The organism is Kribbella sp. NPDC023972 (assembly GCF_040639075.1).
GTDB lineage: Bacteria > Actinomycetota > Actinomycetes > Propionibacteriales > Kribbellaceae > Kribbella.
Map to the genome: position 1 here is coordinate 594,317 of NZ_JBEZZH010000004.1, position 19,112 is coordinate 613,428.

The window sequence follows — 19,112 nt, forward strand, 5'->3', positions numbered from 1 at the left end:
CCACGGTCAACGGGATTTAAGCGGCGCCGTACGACGAGTGCCGTCAGGCCGGTGCGCAGATACGCGTCCGCGCACCGTCAGGCCTGACGGCGCAGGACCATCACCCGATAGTCAGGCGGTCAGACGCTCCTCGGTCGAGGTGGAGAAGAGGTGCAGCTTGTCCGGGTCCGGGGCCAGGTGGACGATCGTGCCCTTGTCGTTGTGCAGCCGGGTGCCGATGCGGGCGATGATCTGCTGGTTCGTGGTGTGCTCGGCGGTGCCGTAGAGGAACGCGTCCGAGCCGAGCTCCTCGATCACCGCGACCTTCACCGGCAGGCCCTGGTCGGCGAGCCGGAACGCCTCCGGCCGGATGCCCAGCGTCAGCGTCTTCTCATTGCCGGCCTTGGCCAGCAGCCTGCGGTCGATCGGGACCACGAAGTCACCGATCTTCGCGCCGCCGTCGGTGATCTCTGCCTCGATCAGGTTCATCGCCGGTGAACCGATGAAACCGGCCACGAACTTGTTCTTGGGCCGGTCGTACAGGTTCAGCGGGGTGTCGACCTGCTGCAGCAGGCCGTCCTTCAGTACGGCGACCCGGTCGCCCATCGTCATCGCCTCGACCTGGTCGTGGGTGACGTACACCGTGGTCACGCCCAGCCGGTGCTGCAGCTCGGCGATCTGCGTGCGGGTCTGGACGCGGAGCTTGGCGTCGAGGTTCGACAGCGGCTCGTCCATCAGGAAGACCTGCGGGTTACGCACGATCGCGCGACCCATCGCAACGCGCTGACGCTGACCACCGGACAGGGCCTTCGGCTTGCGGTCGAGGTACTCCTCCAGGCCGAGCAGCTTGGCCGCGTCGGCGACGCGCTTGGCCCGCTCGTCCTTGTGAATGCCCTGCATCTTGAGGGCGAAGCCCATGTTGTCGGCGACCGTCATGTGCGGGTAGAGCGCGTAGTTCTGGAACACCATCGCGATGTCGCGCTCCTTCGGCGGACGGTCGGTCACGTCCCGGTCGCCGATGTAGATGGAACCGTCGTTGACCTCTTCCAGGCCGGCCAGCATCCGCAGCGCGGTCGACTTGCCGGATCCCGACGGTCCGACCAGCACCATGAACTCGCCGTCCTGGATGTCCAGGTCGAGCTTGTCCACGGCGGGGGTGTCGGTGCCCGGGTAGATCCGGCTGGCTCCCTTGAACGAAACAGTTGCCATGTCGCGCTTCCTTCCTTCGCCGGCAGGAACGTGCCGGACGATCCGTCGCAAAGGCGCCCAGGGATGTGGGTGTCTTGCTTTGGTGATGCATCACCAAAGCAACTGGTTCAACGATGGGCGAGCAATTTCCATTCCCGACCAATGGATCCGGCCGACGGTGCGCCAGTTGGTCGCCGAGCGCCGCACGATCCATTGACAAAGAAGATTTTTATGTACAAACTTCCTTTTGTGATGAGAGACGTGATGCACCTGGAGCAGCTCGAGCAGGCCGAGGCGCTGTTCAAGCCGCAGCGCATCGAGGTGCTGCGACGGCTGGCCGAGCCGCACACCTGCGGCGAGGTGGCGGAGCAGCTCGGGCAGACTCCGCAGCGCGTCTACTACCACGTCAAACGCCTCGTCGAGGCCGGTCTGGTGACCCTGGTGGAGGAGCGCAAGGTGCGTGGCGTCCACGAGGGCGTCTACCAGGCGACCGCCCGTTCGTACTGGCTGTCGCCGCGGCTCGTCGGCCGGATCGGCGGCCTGCGCCGCGCCCGCGACGAGCTGAGCCTCGGCTACTTGCTGGATCTGATGGAAGAGGTCCAGACAGACATCGCCGCGCTGGACCGGGCAGCTCCGGAGCTGCCGTCCATCGGGGTGTCCGGTGAGATCCGGGTCCCACCGGACCGTCGGCGGGAGTTCTTCGCGGACCTGCAGAGCACCCTGCAGGACCTGTTCGAGCGCTACGGCGGCTCCGAGGGCGACGCCTTCAAGCTGGCCGTGGCCTGCTACCCCAAGGGAGACCAAGACCATGACTGAACCGCTGATCCTCCAGGCCCGCGCCAAGGCCGGCGTCGACGACGTACGCCAGGCGCTGACCGACCCCAAGATCCTCAACCTCTGGCTGGGCGAGCACTCGAACGTCGACCTGCCGGGGACCTTCGAGTTCTGGGGACGCTTCATCCCCGAGGGCGACGCGCCGCACCAGAGAGTCCTCCAGTACGACGGCCAGACGCTGAAGCTGGCGTGGTTGCTCGGCGGCGAGGAGACCACCACCGAGATCACGCTGATCGAGGAGAGCGACGACTCCACGGTCATCAAGCTGTCGCAGAGCCACTTCAAGTGGGCGGAGGCGGTCACTGGCTCGAACATCCGCGGCGTGCTCCAGACGTTCTGGTCGCTCGCGCTCGCCAACCTGGTCGATCACCTGGAGGGTCGTGAGCTCACCCCCAGGGCGGACTTCACCTCGTCGGAGTTGACCGGCGAGACACTGATCGACGCACCGGCGGCTCAGGTCTACGCGTCGCTCACCGAGTCCGCGAAGGCGACCGCGTGGTTCGGGTACCCGGTGGACATCGACGCGCGGGTCGGCGGCCGGTTCGCGATGGGTGGGTTCGAGGCCGGGCCCGGGATGGAGATCATCGATCTGGTCGAGGGACAGAAGATGTCCATCGACTGGGGTCTGGCCGGGATCAGCACCTGGGAGTTGGCCGAGTCCGGCGGGAAGACCCGGCTCACGTTCGTGATGAGTGGTTTCGAGGGCACCCCTCCGTACGGGGCGTGGCTCGGCTGGCTCAGTGGGGTCGCCGCGCTCCGCCGCTACAACGAGCAGCAGAACTGGCAGCCCATCTGGGTCGCTTAGAAGTACAGTCCGTCCGGCCGGATCGAGTCGGCCATCAGGTCGAGCAGGGCGGTCACCGCTCTGCTCGGTCGCCTGCCGCTCACCGTGACGACCGACAGGGTCCAGCTCAGGTCGGTCTCCGCGATGGGGAGCTGGGCCACTCCGGGCGCCGCGTCCGGCTCCAGCTGTGGTACGACGGCGACGCCGAGGCCGACCCGGACGTACTCGGGGATCGTGGTCAGCTCCGGCACCTCGACCTGGATCCGCCGCGGGATCCCCGCGTTGTCGAAGGCCCGATCGACCATGCTGCGATTCCCGAACCCGCGCGGCATGTCGACGAACCGTTCACCTGCAAGCGCTTCCAGCCCGACCGAGGGCTGGTCGGCGAGCGGATGCGACGACGGGAGCAGGACCACGAACGGCACCGTCGCCAGGTCACGAATCTCCAGCCCGTGCAGCTCCGCCCGCGACAATCCGACCAGCGCCACGTCCAGCCGGCCGTGGCGTACGTCGTCCGCCAGTCCACTCGAACCGGTCGGCGACGTCGCCACCTGTACGTCGACCAACGGGTACTTCCGGTGGAACGCGCCGAGCAGTTCGGCCAGGTTGACCAGGCCGAGCCGGGCCAGCGTCCCGATCCGGATGTTGCCGCGCAATCCGGTCGACGCCTCCTCGACCGCGGCCCGGGCGCGGTCCAGCGCCTCCAGGGCAGCCTTTGCCTCAGGCAACAAAGCCTGACCGGCCGCGGACAGCGTCACCCGCCGGGTCGAGCGATCGAACAGCGTCGTTCTCAGGTCCGTCTCCAGGGCGCGGACGGCGGCCGACACGCTGGACTGGACCGTGAACAGCCGCTGCGCCGCGCGGGTGAAACTCAGCTCCTCAGCGACGGCGACGAAGTACTCCAGCTGGCGACTGTCCACCGAAGAATTATCGGATCTCTCGATAAGAGCGTGCAAGAACTTTCGTTGGACTCGATAGATCGAGCGCGCGAACCTGGAGACATGTCCACTCTGACCAGTTCGCACGCGCTCGGCTCGAAGCGGGTGCGGTTCGCCCACGGTCCGGGGTTCTGGGTGATCGCCGCCGCCTTCCTGACCACGATGGCGTTCTCCACCGTCCCGACGCCGCTTTATGCCATCTACCAGCAGCGTGACGGCTTCCCGACGTACGTCATCACCGTCATCTTCGCCAGCTACGCGGTCGGCGTGATGGCTGCGCTGTACCTTGCCGGTCACGTCAGCGATTGGCTCGGTCGGCGCCGGATCGCGCTGCTCGCCGTACTCGCGGAGGCTCTGTCTGCGCTGGTGTTTCTGCTCTGGCAGGAGGTGCCGGGGCTGCTCGTCGCGCGCTTCATCTGCGGGGTCGGCGTTGGCGTGCTGACAGCGACCGCGACCGCGCACTTGTCCGAACTGCGCCAGGTCGCCCGTCCAGACGAGGACCCGAGCCGGTCGGCGTTGATCTCCAGCATGGTGAACCTCGGCGGACTCGCGTTCGGTCCGCTCGTGGGTGGACTGCTCGCGGAGTACGTCGCCTCGCCGCTCGAGCGCCCGTACCAGATCTTCCTCGCGTTGTTGCTGCTGAGTGCGTTGGGGATCGCGTTGGTGCCGGAGACGGTGGAGCGGCTCGAGGAGCGTCCGGCGTACCGGCCGCAGCGGGTCGCGGTCCCGTCGTCCGCGAAGTCGCTGTTCTTCGCCTCGGCCCTGGGTGCTTTCGCGGCGTTCGCGATCCTCGGGCTGTTCACTTCGCTGGCGCCGACGTTCCTGGCCGGGACCTTGCACCACACGTCGCGACTGCTGGCCGGCGTGGTCACGTTCGCCGTCTTCATCGCCGGCGCCGGGAGCCAGGTCCTCTTCGTCCGACTGCCCCGCCGGCACCAACTCCGCCTCGGCCTCGTCCTGATGTCCGCAGGCCTTGTCGGTGTGGCCGTCGGCGGCCTGCTCCCCAGCCTCGCGCTCTTCGTCCTCGGGGGAGTCGTCGCCGGCGCCGGCGTAGGCCTCGTCTTCCGCGGCGCGGTGGCCACCGCCGCCTCCCTCGCCGACCCCACCTCCCGCGGCGAGGTCCTCGCCGCCCTCTTCCTCATCGCCTACACCGGCCTGACCCTCCCAGTCCTGGCCATCGGCCTGGGCATAGCCCTCATCCCCGCCGACCTGGCCCTCCTCATCTTCTCCGCAATCATCCTGATCGTCGTCAACACCGCAGTACTCCGCATGCTCGCCGCGCACCGCAGCTAGACACGACCTAGAAGAGCAGCACCAGGAACTGTCGTACGAGGAGGTAGGAGACGAGTCCCAGCATGAGGACCATCCGGACGGCGTAGGACGGGTGTTCGGTCCACATCTGCCGGAGGGTGCTGAAGACGACCCGAAGGTTGTGGGGCAGGCACGCGAGCAGGCCCACGATCCCACCGACCGTCGCCGCGTCGCTGAGGACGCTGGTGACTTTGACACCCGCAGGTGTTCCGTCGAACTTCAGGAAGACCAAGGTCGTGCCCAGCAGAACGCCGATCCCGGTGTAGCCGAGCGCCTTCTCGTACGTGTTCCTGGCTGTTTGGGCGAAGCTGCTCCCGGTACGCAACGCCACGCCCTGCAGGGCCGCGAGTGCCAGCAGAAAGGCCGTGGTCGCGACCAGACCCCCGAGCAGGACCGCTGTCTGTGCGGCGGGTGGGCCGTCGTCTCTGGACCACAATGTCATCCAGTCCGACGGCACGATGAAGATCGCGCAGACGGACCAGGTGATCCACAGCGCCGGAGCGTTCGTACGGCGTACCGGTGATGCGCGCGCGTCGTCAGCACGAGTCGACGGACGCTGCGCCGGTGAGTGAACTGGTTTCGCGCCAGGGTTGGATCTCCGCTGACGCTTTCGTCGTCTTCCCACTTCCACATTCTCCAAGCGAACAGGTTCGACAAGGCAGCTGACTAGGATCTGCTCATGGGTGTGACTGTGAGGATTGGGCAGCAGGACGCTTATCTGGCTCGGGTCGGGCGGGCTGGGATGTTGTTGCTGCCGATGATCACCGGGATCGGGGAACAGGTCCGGGAGTGGGCGGACGAGTTGGCCGGCGAGGGGATCACGGCGCTGGTGTGGGATCCGTTCAAGGGGCGGAGTAGCGACAACTCGACGCGGGAAGAGTTGAGTGCGTTGCTGCGGGAGCTGGACGACGACGCCGCGCTGGCTGAACAGGCCGAGTTGCTGGACTACCTGACCGAAGAGCTCGGGTGTACCAAGGTCGGCGTGATGGGCTGGTGTCTCGGTGGGCGGTTCGCGTTGTTGCTCGGGGCAAGGGATCGGCGCGCGGTCAACGTGATCGCGTTCCATCCGACGGTGCCGTCGGAGCTCGCACCGCAGCACACGTACGACGCCATCGGGGAAGCCGGCGCGATCACGGCGCCGGTGCTGGTGAGCTACCCCAGCGCGGACACGCTCGTGCCGAACACCGACTTCGAAGCCCTGGAAGCATCACTCCAGGCAAGGACGAGTGGCGCGACCTTCACGCAGTACTTCCCGGGTGCCGAGCACGGCTTCACCGATCGCAGCCGACAGGAGAAGCAGGTCAACGCCGACGCCTACCGGCTCGCCTGGCCGCAAGCCCTCGCCTTCATCCGAGCAACCACCGCCGGCCACTGAGCCGGCCCCAACTGTCGTAGGAGAGATCCCTCAGACTATTGAGAAGAAATCTTTGCATTGATACCTTCTCATCATGACCGAGCTATCACCGCGCCTGCTGTCGGACATCGATGCGCTGAAAGCCCTCGCCCACCCACTCCGCCAGCAGTTGATGACCCGGCTGCAGCGCCACGGCTCGGCGACGTCGGCCGACCTGGCCGTCGAATTCGACGAGGATCGCGGCGCGACCAGTTACCACCTGCGGCAACTGGCCCGCTTCGGGTTCATCGAAGAGGACACCGAACGCTCGGCCGGGCGGCGCAAGTACTGGCGAGCCATCCCGCAGGACGTGCGACTGCCGCGCCGCTCCACAGATCCCGAGGTGGCGGTCGCCGCCGAGGAGATCGGCCGCCAATGGATGGAGCGCGCCGATCGCGACCTGTCCGCCTACCTGTCCGACAGACCGGCGTACGGCGACTTCGCTGCCGCCGCCATGCACTCTTTCGGCAGCACCGTCCTCACCGCCGAGGAACTCGCGCAGTTCGGCGAGGAGTACGTCGCCTTCCTCAAGCGCTGGAACCGAGACCCCCGTCAGGCAGCCCCCGGCAGCCGGCACATCTCGGTGGTGTTCCACGCTTTCCCCACCCCGGACGGCAGGGATGCCGAGTGACCGCCCCAGCCACCGCGGTACGGCCGTCACTGTGGCGTAATCGTGAGTTCGTCGCGTTGTGGAGCGGTCAGGTCGTCTCGACCTTGGGTGCATCGATCAGCGGTACGGCGATGCCGCTGCTGGTGCTCGCGATCACGGGATCGCCCGCTGACGCCGGCATCGTCGGAGCCGCCGGCACGCTTCCCTTCCTCATCGCCCACCTGCCCGCCGGAACGCTGGTCGACCGATGGGACCGCCGGAAGATCCTGCTGGTCAGCGAAATCGTCGCCGGACTCGCCCTGTCCATCATCCCGATCATGATGTGGTTGGACGCGCTCACGATCACGCACCTGGCGGTGGTTGCCTTCGTCCAGGGGCTCTGCTTCGTCTTCTTTGGCCTGGCCGAGCGCGCCGCGCTCCCGAAGATCGTTCCGGTCGCGCTCTTGTCCACCGCCGTGGCGCACAACGAGGCGAGGAGCCGCGGTGCTGCGCTGGCCGGACCTCCTCTGGGCGGACTGCTCTTCGGGATCGACCGCGCCGTACCGTTCGTGGCCGACGCGTTCTCCTACCTCGCCGCCGCCATCGGCCTGCTGTTCATCCGCAAGGACCTGCAGAACAAGTTGGAGGCGCCGGCGGAACCGCTGTGGCAGGCGACCACCGCCGGTCTGCGCTGGGTCTGGCGTCATCCCCTCGTCCGCGCCGCGATCGTGTTGATTGCCATCAGCAACATGGTGTTCCAGGCGCTGATGTTGATCCTCGTCGTCCTCGCGCAGCAACACGGTGCCACGTCGACCACGATCGGCGTGATGCTGGGCATCTACAGCGGCGGCGGCCTGATCGGTGCCCTCGTGGCGAGCAAGCTCCATCGGCATTTTCGACCCAAGACCGTCATCATCGGGGTCAACTGGATCTGGGCCGCACTGCTGCCGCTGTTCGCTCTCGCCGAGAACACTCTGCTGATGGGGGCCATCGGCGCTGCCAGTGCGTTCATCGGTCCGTTGTGGAACGTCGTGATCATCACCTACGTAACGGTCCTGGTGCCCAACGAACTGCTGGGCCGCGTCACCAGCGCGGCCATGACCCTGTCCTGGGGAGTGATGCCGCTGGCCTCCCTCGGCGCCGGCTTCCTCCTCACCGCGATCGGCCCAGTCAGCTCTGTCCTGGTCCTGGCCGCGGTCATGCTCATGACCGCAGTAGTCGCCACCGCCAGCCCAGCGGTGCGTAACGCTCCACCCCTCGAAGGGACCGATTAGGCCGTGGTGGCGCGGCGGTGGGCGGTAGGCGTGGTGCCGCGGACTCGTTTGAAGGCGACGCTCAGGGCGAAGGCGTTTGCGTAGCCGACCTGCCGGGCGATGGACTCGACGGTGTCGCGGGTGGAGCGGAGGAGGTCGGCAGCCAGCGTGATGCGCCAACCCGTCAAGTACGTCATCGGGGCTTCGCCAACGACCGCGGTGAAGCGGCGGGCCAGGCTGGCTCGGGAGACACCGACGCGCGACGCGAGTTCGGGCACGCTCCACGGGTGGGCGGGGTTCTCGTGGATCAGCCGCAAGGCCAGGCCGGCAACGGGATCGCTCTGCGCCTGGTACCACCCTGGCGCGTGTGACTCCGGCTTCGCGAACCACGCCCGCAGCGTGGTGATCAGCGCGAGGTCGAGCCACCGGTCCAGCACACTCTGCTGGCCGGGTTCGTCGCGCTGGATCTCCCCGAGCACCGTGTCCATCACCGAACCGGCGACATCGGCCGCCGGTACGACGAGCACCGAAGGCAGCGCCGCGAGCAGCCGCTGACTGACATCGCCGGCCAGTTGATAGGAGCCGCTGACAACCATCGCCTCGCCTTCGACGCGGCCGCCGTACGTCCGGACGCCGAGCCGGGCACTGTAGTCGACAGGTGCCCCGGGCAACGGTTCGCACAGGCCACCCGGATGGATCCGCAGCTGCGGCGCGGTCTCCAATGCGTCACCCACGATGTACGGCGACGTGCCGGTGAACACCGCGACGTCGCCCTGCTCCATCCGCACCGGCTCGACCCCGTCGCGGCGTACCCAGGCCGAACCGCGGACCAGTGTGGCGAGGGACAGCGCGGCCTCGTCGCGGATGTCGAGCGCCCAGGGCGGATCCAGGATCGTCAGGTTGAACACCCCGCCGCGGGCACGGGTCCCGGCCAGCAGATCGTCGAGCACATCCATACCGACACAGTACGACGCATTGAGCGTATCGAACATCGAATTGCGTCAAATAACCATGGTTTGTCTCACCCAGTCGCGATGGACTGGAGCCATGACAACGACACCGATTCTGATCCTGAGTGGTAAAGGCAAGACCGGCCGCCGCGTCGTCGAGCAGCTCGAGGCCCGGGGAGTCCCGTACCGGCTGGCCTCGCGGTCGAGTGCGCAGCGCTTCGACTGGTACGACGACAGCACCTGGTCCGCAACGATCGCCGGCGCCGAGACGGCGTACCTGGCACCGCCGGTCGGCCCGACCGGGCTCGCCCAGGCAGGCCGGTTCATCAAGCAGGCAGCGACCGAGGGTCTTCGCCGGGTCGTGCTGCTGTCCGGCCGCGGCGTCGGCAGCCCTGGTCGCGACTTCGCCGTGTACGACGGCTCGCTCGCGCTCGAGCACGCGGTCAAGGACAGTGGCGCCGACTGGACGATCATCCAGCCCGCGTGGTTCGCGCAGGGGTTCAGCGAGGACTTCCTCCGCTACCACGTGCTGGCCGGCGAGATCCGTGTGTCGGCCGGCGACGGCGGTGAGGCGTGGATCGACACCAAAGACGTCGGCGACGTGATGACCGCCGTACTGCTCGACGACGCCTACAACGGCGCGACCATCGCCATCTCCGGACCGCGACACCTGAACCTGACCGAGGTCGCCGCCGACCTGTCCGCCGCGACCGGCCGTCCGATCAACTATGTCGACCTCCAGCCGCAGGAGCACGTCACCGAGCTGGTCGAGCAGGGCCTCGACCCCGAGGACGCGGAGGCCGTCCGCGACCTGTTCGCGGTCATCCGCAACCACCGTTCCGAGTACGTCTCCGACGGCGTCCAGCAGGTCCTCGGCCGCGCACCTCGCGACTTCACCGACTGGGCCCGCGAAACCGCCAAGACCGGGATCTGGACGTAGAGCAGGCTCCACCCCCAGTGGGGTGTCTGCAGGATGGGAAGCGGCAGCCGGCCGGGACAGGGTTGAGGCAACCACAAGGAGGCTTCGATGAAGAGAGTTCCGGCCGCTGTCGCTCTGCTCGCGGCAATCGCGCTGCCCGCATCCATCGCGACCGCGGCGCCGCCCACCAACAAGCAAACGACCACCCAGCAGGCGACCACCCCGCAAACGACAAGCCCGATCCCCGCACTGACTCGCGCCGCCCACCCACTCGTGAGCACCGAACCGTCGGACAACGCCTGGGACCTGCGTCCGCTGATGCAGATGGTCGGTACGGCGAAGGTCGTCGGCGTCGGGGAGGCGACGCACAACTCGCACGAGTTCTTCACGCTCAAGCACCGCATCTTCCAGACGCTGGTCGAGCGGAAGGGCTTCACTGCCTTCGTTCTCGAGGCGAGCTGGAGCACCGGGCTCGAGCTCGACCGGTACGTCGTCAGCGGTGTCGGCGACCCACGCGAGATCATGCGCCGCGAGTTCCAGGACGCGTACAAGTTCTGGAACGCGCAGGAGTACCTCGACCTGATCGAGTGGATGCGCGACTACAACCGCACCCACACCCGCAAACTCCGCTTCGTCGGCGACGACGTCGGCTACGCGAGCCCAGCCCTGATCGAACGAGTCGTCAACGCCGATCCCACGCTGGCGCCGCAGCTCACCCGCCTGTACGCCGGCATCCGTTCCGACTCGGAGTACAAGGACTGGAGTACGGCGTACTTCGCAAAGCCACTGAGCGAACGCCAAGCCATCGAGGCGTCGGCCCGCGAGGCGCTCGCACTCGTGCAGCGGACCAACGATCGCTGGGCCGTGCAGCACGCTCGCGCGATCTGGCAGACCGCCAAGCTGTACTCCTTCGACGTCGAGAACCCCAACGAGTTGCCCAAGGCAATGGTGTTCCGGGACCAGGCGATGGCCGACAACACGGCGTGGTGGACCCGGGCCACCGGTGACAAGGCGGTGCTGTCCGCGCACAACGGGCACATCGGCTACGACTCGTCGATGCCTTCGCACTACCCGAAGATCCAGGGCGCGTTCCTCCGCGACCAACTCGGCAAGGACTACGTGAACGTCGGCTTCACCTTCGACAGCGGCTCGTTCAACGCCAACGACACCGAGGACCCGCAGGGCCGGCTGCGCACCTTCACCATCCCGTCCGCGCCGTCCGGCAACAACGAGTACACCCTCGACCGGGTCCCGTACCGCGACTACCTGGTCGACCTCCGCACGCTGCCGAAGGCCACGAAGGACTGGCTGAACGTCGCCCGTCCGACCCGCGACATCGGCACCGCCTACCCGTGGCCCGACCTGCCGGTGAACCTCGGCAAGTCGTACGACGTCCTGATCCACCTCAACCGGGTCACCGCGGCCCACCTCCTGCTCTGACAACCCGAAAGCCCCGCATCCACCTGAGGATGCGGGGCCTTCGGGCCATGGAGATCAGCGGTGGCTGTGCTGCAACCTGACGTACTCGGAGTGCGTCATCTCCTGCAGTTCGGACGCCGCGGTCTTGGCCTGGATGTTCGCGCCCTGGCCGACGGCGCCGCCGCCGAAGACGATGTTCGCCCAGTTGTTCTGGGCGGTCAGCGTCGTGTTGGTGTTGTCGTCGTTGATGTCCGCCGCGGTGGTGTCGGTGGCGTCACCGTCGCAGTTCCAGTCGATCGGCAGGCTGGCCGCGCCGGCCGTTGTCCGGGTGGTGCCGTTCGGGCACTTCCACTTGGTCTTGAACGCCGAGGCCGAGCTGCCGAGACCGACCGATTCCCTCAGGCTCGCCTCGTTCAGGGCCGCCGGCGCGACGTTCGAGTAGCCCCAGTACGTCGTACCGTTCGACTTCAGCACCCCACCGAGCTGGAAGAAGTAGTTCATCACGCTCAGGTAGTTGGGCTTGTAGTTCCCGTGGTCGGTGCCGCCGTGCCGCAGGCCCAGGTTGTGCCCGAGCTCGTGGATGAACGTGCCGACTTCCTGGTCGTCGGTGCCGGCCCAGTTGCACTTGGGTCCGACGGTGACGATGAACGTGTCGTTCGGGATCGCGAACGCCTGGCCGCTGCTGCAGCCGCCGTCGTAACTGTCGGCCCAGAGCATGTAGTGGAAGACGGCCTTCCGGGCGCTGGCGAAGTTCGCGTTCTTGATCGCCGTGGTCTGCGTGCCGGACGGCTGCAGGTTGTTGTCGTACGGGACCTGGTTGCCGCCGCCGAGGTTGTACTTCGTCCCCCCGGCCGAGCCGGCGTCGAGATGGATCCGGATCCCGGTGGTACCGTCCGGGTTGCTGACCGGCGCGGTGGCGAACACCTGCACGATCCGGTCCAGCGCGGCGATGCTGGTGAGCCGGCCGGACATGTAGTCCATCTCGACGAACAGGTCCTTCTTGTTCGGCGTCGCCCCCATCGCGGGCAGGTTGACGTCGATGGTGCCGTCACCGTTGGCGTCGTAGCCGTTCGTCTCCCAGGTGTCGGGGAGCGAGTCGCCGTCGGTGTCGGTCGCGAGGGGTGCGGCCACGGTTCGCGGTGCGTCGTCGAAGGACGGGGGTACGGCGGCCACCGCGCTCGTGGCGGCGAGCGCGGCGACGGCCAGTGAACCGATCGTGGTCAGAAGGGCAGGGCGGAGCCTCATCAGATCTCCTCTGTGGGCGGTGGGTGATCTGCCCGCCACCGTAGGTGATCTGACTCACTTTGCGCGGCTCAGGAGAGCCAGTGGCCCAATTGGGTCAGTTGGCTGAGCGCAGCATGGCCCGGATGCCGACGGTCAGGCCCGCGACCGCGGTCACGATGGCCGCGACCCAGCCCCACAGTGCCGCGCTGGAGAACACGTCCCCGGAGAACAGCGTCCGCTCGGCGTCGACGACGTACGACAGCGGGTTGAACTTCGCCGCCACCTTCATCCAGCCCGGGCCGGTCTCCAACGGGAGCAGCATCCCGGACAGGATCATCAGCGGGAACAGGAAGGTCTGCTGCACCATCCAGAACATCCAGTCCTGCTTGCGGACCGCGATCGCCAGTGCGTAGCTGAACGCGCCGAGCCCGATCCCGAACACCGCGAGCAGCGCCAGCCCGACGAGCGCGCCGCCGAGGTGCAGGTCGAACGCGAACGGTGTCATCACCGCGATCACGACGATCGCCTGCCCGAACAGCGGCACCATCTCCTTCAGCGCCCGGCCGACCAGCAGCGACGACCGCGACAGCGGCGTCACCAGCATCCGCTCGTGCGCACCGGTCTGGAACTCGAACAGCAGGTTGGCGCCGGTCGTCGAGGTGCCGAACAACGTGGTCATCACCAGGATCGACGGGACGAACCACTGCCAGACGCTGTCGCCGAACGTGCCGCCCATCGACCCGGCCAGCAACGGCCCGAACAGGCCGAGGAACACCAGCGGCTGGATCATCCCGAACAGCAGCGAGAACGGATCCCGCAGCACCGGCTTCAACTCTCGCGCCATCACGATCCGGATATCGCGCAACAGGTTGCGCTGTGGCTCGTCGGCGGCCTGGATCGCGGCAGTGGGAACGGTGAGGGTGGTCATGTCAGGCTGCCTTTCCGTTGGCCGGGGCAGCCGATTCGCGGAGGCTGCGGCCGGTGAGGTTGAGGAACACGTCGTCGAGGGTCGGGCGATGCACCTGCGCCGCCGCGACCGGTACGCCGTACTGCTGGGCGGCCGTGATCAGCTCCGGCAACGCGGCCGGGCCGTCCGCGACCCGGACGCTGAGCTCGTCGCCGACGGCAACCACTTCGCGGGCGCCCGGCAACTTCTCGGCCAGCTCGGCGATCGTCGACAGGTTGCCTGGAGCAACCGTGACGGCCAGCCGATCACCGGCCAGCTTGGTCTTCAGCGCGTCGGCGGTGTCGTCCGCGATCACCTGGCCGTGGTCCACCACGACCACTCGCTCGGCCATCGAGTCGGCCTCGTCCAGGTAGTGCGTGGTGAGCACGATCGTCATCGCGTACTCCGCCCGCATCCGCAGGATGTGGTCCCACAGGTTCGCCCGGTTCTGCGGGTCGAGCCCGGTCGACGGCTCGTCCAGGAACAGCAGCTTCGGCGCGTGCACGAGCCCCATCGCGACATCCAGCCGGCGGCGCTGGCCACCGGACAGCTCGGACACCTTGCGGCGGGCCAGCTCGGTCAGCTCGAGGGCTTCCAGCAGCTCGCCGGTACGGTGCTTGGCCGCGCGCCGGTCGAGTCCGTAGATGACGCCCTGACCGATGAGTTCGTCACCGGCCCGCTGGTTGTGGCCCGCGCCGTTGCCCTGGCCGACGTACCCGATCCGCCGGCGTACCTGGCTCGGTTGCGCGGTCACGTCGTACCCGGCGACCGTCGCGGTCCCCGACGTGGGGGCGATCAGGGTGGTGAGCATCCGCAGAGTGGTGGTCTTGCCGGCCCCGTTCGGGCCGAGGACGGCGACCAGCTCGCCGGGTTCGACGTCGAGGCTGATGCCGCGGACGGCGTGCACGGTCTCGGTGCGGCTCACCACGAAGTCCCTGGTGAGCTCTCGGGTGCTGATCACGGATGTCTCCTTCGCTGAGGTTTGGTAAGGACGACATTTCCAGCAGTAGCGGCCAGGTTCTGGCCTGTACTCATGGCAATCTGAAGTCATGTCCGAAACCTCGGCTCGACTCCTCTCGCTGCTGTCCCTGCTGCAGGCCCGCCGCGACTGGCCGGGCGCACTGCTGGCCGAACGCCTCGAGGTCAGCCCGCGCACCGTCCGCCGCGACGTCGACCGGCTGCGCGATCTCGGCTATCCCGTGCGCGCGACCAAGGGACCGGACGGCGGCTACCGCCTGGACGCGGGCGCGGACCTGCCCCCGCTGCTGTTCGACGACGACCAGGCGATCGCGGTCGCGGTCGCCCTGCAGACCGCGACCACTACGGTCACCGGCATCGAGGAGGGTGCGCTGCGCGCGCTCGCCACGGTCCGCCAGGTCATGCCCGCCCGGTTACGGCAACGGGTCGACGCCCTCCAGGTCACCACGGTCGACCGGTACGCCGGCTCGCGCCGTACGAAGGTGGATTCGGAGCAGCTGATCGCGATCGGGATGGCGGTCCGGGCGCGCGAGGTGCTGCGATTCGACTACGCGTCTCCGAGAGCGTCGGAGCAGGAGTGGCTGCCGCCGCGGAAGGTCGAGCCGCATCACCTGGTCACGTGGGGCGGGCGGTGGTACCTGGTCGGCTGGGATCTCGACCGGAAGGACTGGCGGACGTTCCGGGTGGACCGGATGACGCCCAAGACGCCGACCGGTCCCCGGTTCACGCCGCGTGAACTGCCCGCTCCGGACGTGGCGTCGTACATCTCCAGCCAGTTCACGACCCGGGATCAGTGGCCGTGCCGCGGTGAGGCGATTCTGCAGGCGAAGGCGTCGGACATCGCGCAATGGGCCGGCCGCGACGCCGTCGTCGAGGAGATCACGCCGACCAGTTGCCGTCTTATCCTGAGTGGCTGGTCCTGGACCGGCCTGGCCGCGACCTTCGGCATGTTCGAGTGCGATCTCGAGTTCGTCGGTCCACAGGAGTTGAAGGACGCGGCCACCCACCTGGCCGCCCGCTACCACGTGGCCGCGTCATGAGCAGTGAACTCGTCGTGGCCGACGCGAGCGCCTGGCACACGTGGCTCGCCGAGCATCACCGGGACAGCGACGGTGTCTGGCTGGTCCTCGCCAAGAAGGACGTGACCACGCCGACGAGCCTCACCTACGACCAGGCACTCGAGGAGGCGCTGTGCCACGGATGGATCGACGGTCAGCGCAACGGCCGCGACAAGCACACGTTCCAGCAGCGCTTCACCCCACGGCGCGCCCGCAGTCTGTGGTCGAAGCGGAACGTCGGGATCATCGCCCGGATGGAACAGGAGGGCCGGATGGTCCCCGCCGGCCGCGAGCAAGTCGAGCGGGCCAAGGCCGATGGACGGTGGGACCAGGCCTACGGCGGCTCCAGTGAGCTCGAGGTGCCGGCGGACCTGGCCGACGCGCTCGCCGCCGTACCGCGGGCGCAGGCGATGTTCGACATCCTGACCAGCTCCAACCGGTTCGCGGTTGTGTTCCGGGTGACCTCGCCGAAGCGAGCCGAGACCAGGGCACGGCGGATCGCGCAGATCGTCGACCAGCTCGCTCGCGGCGAGACGATCTACCCGCAGAAGCGGACGCTGTGATCAGTACAGGACCGGGTTCAGCGGGGAGGAGATCTGTTCGCCGGGCTGGTTGCCGGGCATCCAGCTGGCGAGGTCGTTCTCCTGGTAGCGGTTGACCGGTGCGGCGATCTCCATCGCGGCGTCGACGTAGATGATCGTCATCACCCGGCGCGGTACGTCGCTCCGGTTCGGCGGCGCGTGATGGAACGTCCAGCCGAGGTGGTAGCTGACCTCGCCCAGCTCGTACGGCTCGCAGACCTCGGGGAAGTCCTGCTTGGCCAGCGCCTGCTGCAGCACGCGCTCGGATTCATCGCTGATCGGCAGGTCCCGGCCATGCTCGAAGGTGTGGCTGCCAGCGGCGAACGAGAGCGGACCCATCTCCATCGGCGTCTCCTGCAAGGGAATCCACGCCGTCACGCACCGATCCGTCGCGAACGGCCAGTAGTACTGGTCCGCGTGCCACGGTGTCATGCCGCCGCCGGACTCCTTGTAGAGCGCCTGGTCGTGGTACAGCCGGACCGACTGCACGCCCAGCAACTGCGCCGCGATCCGGGCCAGCCGCGGTGACGAGACGAACTCGAGCACCTGCTCGCTGTCCTGCCACAAGTTCGTCACCTGCAGGAACGCCTTCCCGTAGGTGTCACGCTCCTCCAGCGGCACGTGCTGGGTGTTCAGCTCGATCACCTTGCCGGTGATCTCCGGCTCGTACGCCGCGATGGTCTCGGCGCTCAGCACGTTCTTGAGCTTCACGAAGCCTTGCTCGGCGAACTGTGCGATGGCGGACCGGCCGAGGGTGTAGTCGGTCTCCAGCTCTGGGCGGGTCAGAGTCATGGGACCTTAGGGTTCCTGGTGCGCTTTATCGATGTAAAGATCAGTGATCAAATCTTTGCTGTTTGTGTGAACCGGTCCAGCGCGGCCAGGATCAGCTCGTTCGTGCCGCGTCCACCGGCGCCGTGCCCTTCCTGTTCGACCAGGTGGAGCTCGGCATCCGGCCAGGCCTGGGCCATCCGCCAGGCGATGTCCGCCGGACTGCTGATGTCGAGCCGGCCGTGAATCAACACCCCGGGAATCCCGGCCAGCCTCCCGGCCTCGCGGACCAGGACGCCCTCGTCCAGCCAGGCCGCGTGCCCCCAGTAGTGCGTGACGAGCCGGGCGAACCTGAGGCGGAAGACCGGGTCGTCGTACCGCGGATCCGGCTTCCAGCCCGGGTGGGTCCGCACATGGGTGTCCTCCCAGTCGCACCAGTCCCGCGCCGCCTTGTCCCGGACGGCCGGATCCGGGTCGTGCAACAACCGGCTGTAGGCCAGGGCCAGGTTCCCGTCCCGCTGATCGGCCGGTACGCCGTCGCGGAAGCGCGCCCACTCCTCAGGGAAGATGCGGCCCATGTCGCGCGTGACCCACTCGACCTCACGCCGGGTCGTGTTGGTGACGCTGAACAGGACGAGCTCCGACACCGACTCCGGGTGCTGCTCGGCGTACGCGAATCCGAGGGTCGCGCCCCAGGATGCGCCGAGCACCAGCCACTTCTCGATGCCCATCAGCTCGCGCAGTCGCTCGATGTCCGCGATCAGGTGTGCGGTGGTGTTCGTGCTGAGGTCCACCTCCGGCTCGGCGGCGTCCGGCGTACTGCGCCCGCAGTTCCGCTGGTCGAACAGCACCACCTTGTACGCCGAGGGATCGAAGTACCGGCGCCACGACGGGCCGGCGCCGGATCCCGGGCCGCCGTGCAGCACCACGGCCGGCTTGCCGTCCGGGTTGCCGCCGACCTCCCAGTACACGCGGTGGCCGTCGCCGACGTCGAGCAGGCCATGGTCGTACGGCTCGGTCTCGGGGTACATGGACGACTCCTCTGATCTAACAGTGCTGTTATATCTAATGTAACAGCACTGTTAGATCTAGAGCATCCCGGTATAGGTCAGCGCGAAGGTGCCGCACGGAAAGAGGAACAGCGAGGCCAGCACGATCACGCCCCTGAACGTCTGCTCCGGCCCGATCAGCTTCCGGTACGCCGCGATCAGCACCGGCACCATCACCACCTCGAGCACGAGCATGCTGCGCGGGATGATCGTGCCGGTCGCGGCCAGCAGCACCGACAGCGCCGCCGCCGCGATCCAGGCGCCGAACCCGATCCGGTACGTCGTCCGCGCACCGAACCGGACCGCGATCGTGTGGTACCCGGTCGGCCCCCAGATCGGCGAGGGTGGTCGGCAGGTACAGACCGACCGCGGCCAGCGTGCCCTGGAGTCCCATCAGCCACGGGAAGTCACTGAGGTCGGGATTGACGGCCGCCCACCCGGCCAGCGGTCCGAAGGCGCCGAGCGCCAGCGCGTTGACCGCGACGTCGAAGCCGGCCCGCGTCTTCAACCGCACCGGCGGCACGCTGTAGGCGTAACCGAGGAGGACCGCGAGCAGCACCCCGAGGGCGAACACGATCCCGACGTGCAGACTGATCCCGACCGCGGCGACCGCTGCCGCGAAGGCGATCCGTTTGACCGCTCGCAAGGTGATCCGGCCGTCGAGCAGCGGGGACTTCGACTTGCGCGGGTTCAGCCGGTCACTCGGCAGGTCGTACGCGTCGTTGATCGCCAGCACCGCGAGCCAGACCAGCGGGCCCATCACGACGGCGCCGACGATGAGCCGCGGCCAGTCCTCGAGCGGCGGAACGAGCCGCCGCGTCGCCAGCAGGATGCCGACGTAGTACGGCACGATCGACACGACCCAGAAGGCGGGCCGTCCGACCGCGAGCACATCCCGGACGCGCGGTGCCGCAGTCCGAACCCCCACCGTCGTAGTCACGCCACCACTCT

General features: G+C 67.8%; 20 protein-coding genes. 10 read left to right on the forward strand and 10 right to left on the reverse strand.

Annotation, left to right across the window (positions count from 1 at the left end; genetic code table 11):
• Positions 1-111: 111 nt before the first annotated feature.
• Positions 112-1,188: a sn-glycerol-3-phosphate ABC transporter ATP-binding protein UgpC gene (gene ugpC / locus AB0F43_RS19930; protein ID WP_360478448.1), complete on the reverse strand. Its 1,077-nt coding sequence runs from the start codon at positions 1,186-1,188 to the stop codon at positions 112-114.
• Between the two features lie 231 nt (positions 1,189-1,419).
• On the opposite strand from ugpC, the gene AB0F43_RS19935 reads away from it, so the two are divergent.
• Positions 1,420-1,983: a helix-turn-helix domain-containing protein gene (locus tag AB0F43_RS19935; protein WP_360478451.1), complete on the forward strand. Its 564-nt coding sequence runs from the start codon at positions 1,420-1,422 to the stop codon at positions 1,981-1,983.
• Positions 1,976-2,806: an SRPBCC family protein gene (locus tag AB0F43_RS19940; protein ID WP_360478454.1), complete on the forward strand. Its 831-nt coding sequence runs from the start codon at positions 1,976-1,978 to the stop codon at positions 2,804-2,806. Before AB0F43_RS19935 ends, AB0F43_RS19940 begins: the two co-directional genes overlap by 8 nt.
• Here the strand turns inward: AB0F43_RS19940 and AB0F43_RS19945 are convergent.
• Positions 2,803-3,705, reverse strand: coding sequence for a LysR family transcriptional regulator (locus tag AB0F43_RS19945; protein ID WP_360478457.1), 903 nt, complete (start codon positions 3,703-3,705; stop codon positions 2,803-2,805). The two genes, AB0F43_RS19940 and AB0F43_RS19945, sit on opposite strands and share 4 nt — an antisense overlap.
• 81 nt (positions 3,706-3,786) lie before the next feature.
• On the opposite strand from AB0F43_RS19945, the gene AB0F43_RS19950 reads away from it, so the two are divergent.
• Positions 3,787-5,016, forward strand: a complete 1,230-nt coding sequence (locus tag AB0F43_RS19950) for an MFS transporter (protein WP_360478460.1) — start codon at positions 3,787-3,789, stop codon at positions 5,014-5,016.
• Positions 5,017-5,023: 7 nt separating this feature from the next.
• On the opposite strand, the gene AB0F43_RS19955 is transcribed toward AB0F43_RS19950, so the two are convergent.
• Positions 5,024-5,476, reverse strand: a complete 453-nt coding sequence (locus AB0F43_RS19955; protein ID WP_360478463.1) for a hypothetical protein — start codon at positions 5,474-5,476, stop codon at positions 5,024-5,026.
• Positions 5,477-5,713: 237 nt separating this feature from the next.
• Between AB0F43_RS19955 and AB0F43_RS19960 the strand changes: the two genes are divergently transcribed.
• The 3 genes from AB0F43_RS19960 (at position 5,714) to AB0F43_RS19970 (ending at position 8,290) form a co-directional block, all read left to right on the forward strand.
• Positions 5,714-6,409, forward strand: coding sequence for a dienelactone hydrolase family protein (locus AB0F43_RS19960; RefSeq protein ID WP_360478466.1), 696 nt, complete (start codon positions 5,714-5,716; stop codon positions 6,407-6,409).
• A gap of 73 nt (positions 6,410-6,482) precedes the next feature.
• Complete coding sequence (locus AB0F43_RS19965) at positions 6,483-7,058, forward strand: helix-turn-helix domain-containing protein (protein WP_360478469.1); 576 nt, start codon at positions 6,483-6,485, stop codon at positions 7,056-7,058.
• Entirely contained in the window at positions 7,055-8,290 is a 1,236-nt protein-coding gene (locus AB0F43_RS19970) for an MFS transporter (RefSeq protein ID WP_360478472.1), read from the forward strand. Before AB0F43_RS19965 ends, AB0F43_RS19970 begins: the two co-directional genes overlap by 4 nt.
• On the opposite strand, the gene AB0F43_RS19975 is transcribed toward AB0F43_RS19970, so the two are convergent.
• Complete coding sequence (locus tag AB0F43_RS19975; RefSeq protein WP_360478475.1) at positions 8,287-9,225, reverse strand: AraC family transcriptional regulator; 939 nt, start codon at positions 9,223-9,225, stop codon at positions 8,287-8,289. The genes AB0F43_RS19970 and AB0F43_RS19975 overlap by 4 nt on opposite strands.
• A gap of 91 nt (positions 9,226-9,316) precedes the next feature.
• On the opposite strand from AB0F43_RS19975, the gene AB0F43_RS19980 reads away from it, so the two are divergent.
• Entirely contained in the window at positions 9,317-10,159 is an 843-nt protein-coding gene (locus tag AB0F43_RS19980; protein WP_360478478.1) for an NAD(P)H-binding protein, read from the forward strand.
• A gap of 87 nt (positions 10,160-10,246) precedes the next feature.
• Positions 10,247-11,578, forward strand: coding sequence for an erythromycin esterase family protein (locus AB0F43_RS19985; RefSeq protein ID WP_360478481.1), 1,332 nt, complete (start codon positions 10,247-10,249; stop codon positions 11,576-11,578).
• Positions 11,579-11,632: 54 nt separating this feature from the next.
• Here the strand turns inward: AB0F43_RS19985 and AB0F43_RS19990 are convergent, their stop codons facing one another.
• The 3 genes from AB0F43_RS19990 to AB0F43_RS20000 form a co-directional block, all read right to left on the reverse strand.
• Positions 11,633-12,802, reverse strand: a complete 1,170-nt coding sequence (locus AB0F43_RS19990) for a zinc-dependent metalloprotease family protein (RefSeq protein WP_360478484.1) — start codon at positions 12,800-12,802, stop codon at positions 11,633-11,635.
• A 94-nt stretch (positions 12,803-12,896) separates the two neighbouring features.
• The gene (locus AB0F43_RS19995; RefSeq protein WP_360478487.1) at positions 12,897-13,709 is read right to left on the reverse strand and encodes an ABC transporter permease; all 813 of its coding nucleotides are present in this window, start codon (positions 13,707-13,709) and stop codon (positions 12,897-12,899) included.
• Position 13,710: 1 nt separating this feature from the next.
• Positions 13,711-14,688: an ATP-binding cassette domain-containing protein gene (locus AB0F43_RS20000; RefSeq protein WP_360478490.1), complete on the reverse strand. Its 978-nt coding sequence runs from the start codon at positions 14,686-14,688 to the stop codon at positions 13,711-13,713.
• An 88-nt stretch (positions 14,689-14,776) separates the two neighbouring features.
• Here AB0F43_RS20000 and AB0F43_RS20005 point away from each other — a divergent pair, with 88 nt between their 5' ends.
• Complete coding sequence (locus tag AB0F43_RS20005) at positions 14,777-15,745, forward strand: WYL domain-containing protein (protein WP_360478493.1); 969 nt, start codon at positions 14,777-14,779, stop codon at positions 15,743-15,745.
• Positions 15,742-16,326, forward strand: coding sequence for a YdeI/OmpD-associated family protein (locus AB0F43_RS20010; protein ID WP_360478496.1), 585 nt, complete (start codon positions 15,742-15,744; stop codon positions 16,324-16,326). The genes AB0F43_RS20005 and AB0F43_RS20010 overlap by 4 nt, the downstream gene beginning before the upstream one ends.
• On the opposite strand, the gene AB0F43_RS20015 is transcribed toward AB0F43_RS20010, so the two are convergent.
• From AB0F43_RS20015 to AB0F43_RS20025, 3 genes are read right to left on the reverse strand one after another with little or no spacing between them, the layout of a single operon-like run.
• Positions 16,327-17,136, reverse strand: coding sequence for a phytanoyl-CoA dioxygenase family protein (locus AB0F43_RS20015; protein ID WP_360478499.1), 810 nt, complete (start codon positions 17,134-17,136; stop codon positions 16,327-16,329).
• A gap of 47 nt (positions 17,137-17,183) precedes the next feature.
• Positions 17,184-18,143, reverse strand: a complete 960-nt coding sequence (gene pip / locus AB0F43_RS20020; protein WP_360478501.1) for a prolyl aminopeptidase — start codon at positions 18,141-18,143, stop codon at positions 17,184-17,186.
• A gap of 34 nt (positions 18,144-18,177) precedes the next feature.
• Positions 18,178-19,101: a UbiA prenyltransferase family protein gene (locus AB0F43_RS20025; RefSeq protein ID WP_360478504.1), complete on the reverse strand. Its 924-nt coding sequence runs from the start codon at positions 19,099-19,101 to the stop codon at positions 18,178-18,180.
• Positions 19,102-19,112: the final 11 nt, after the last annotated feature.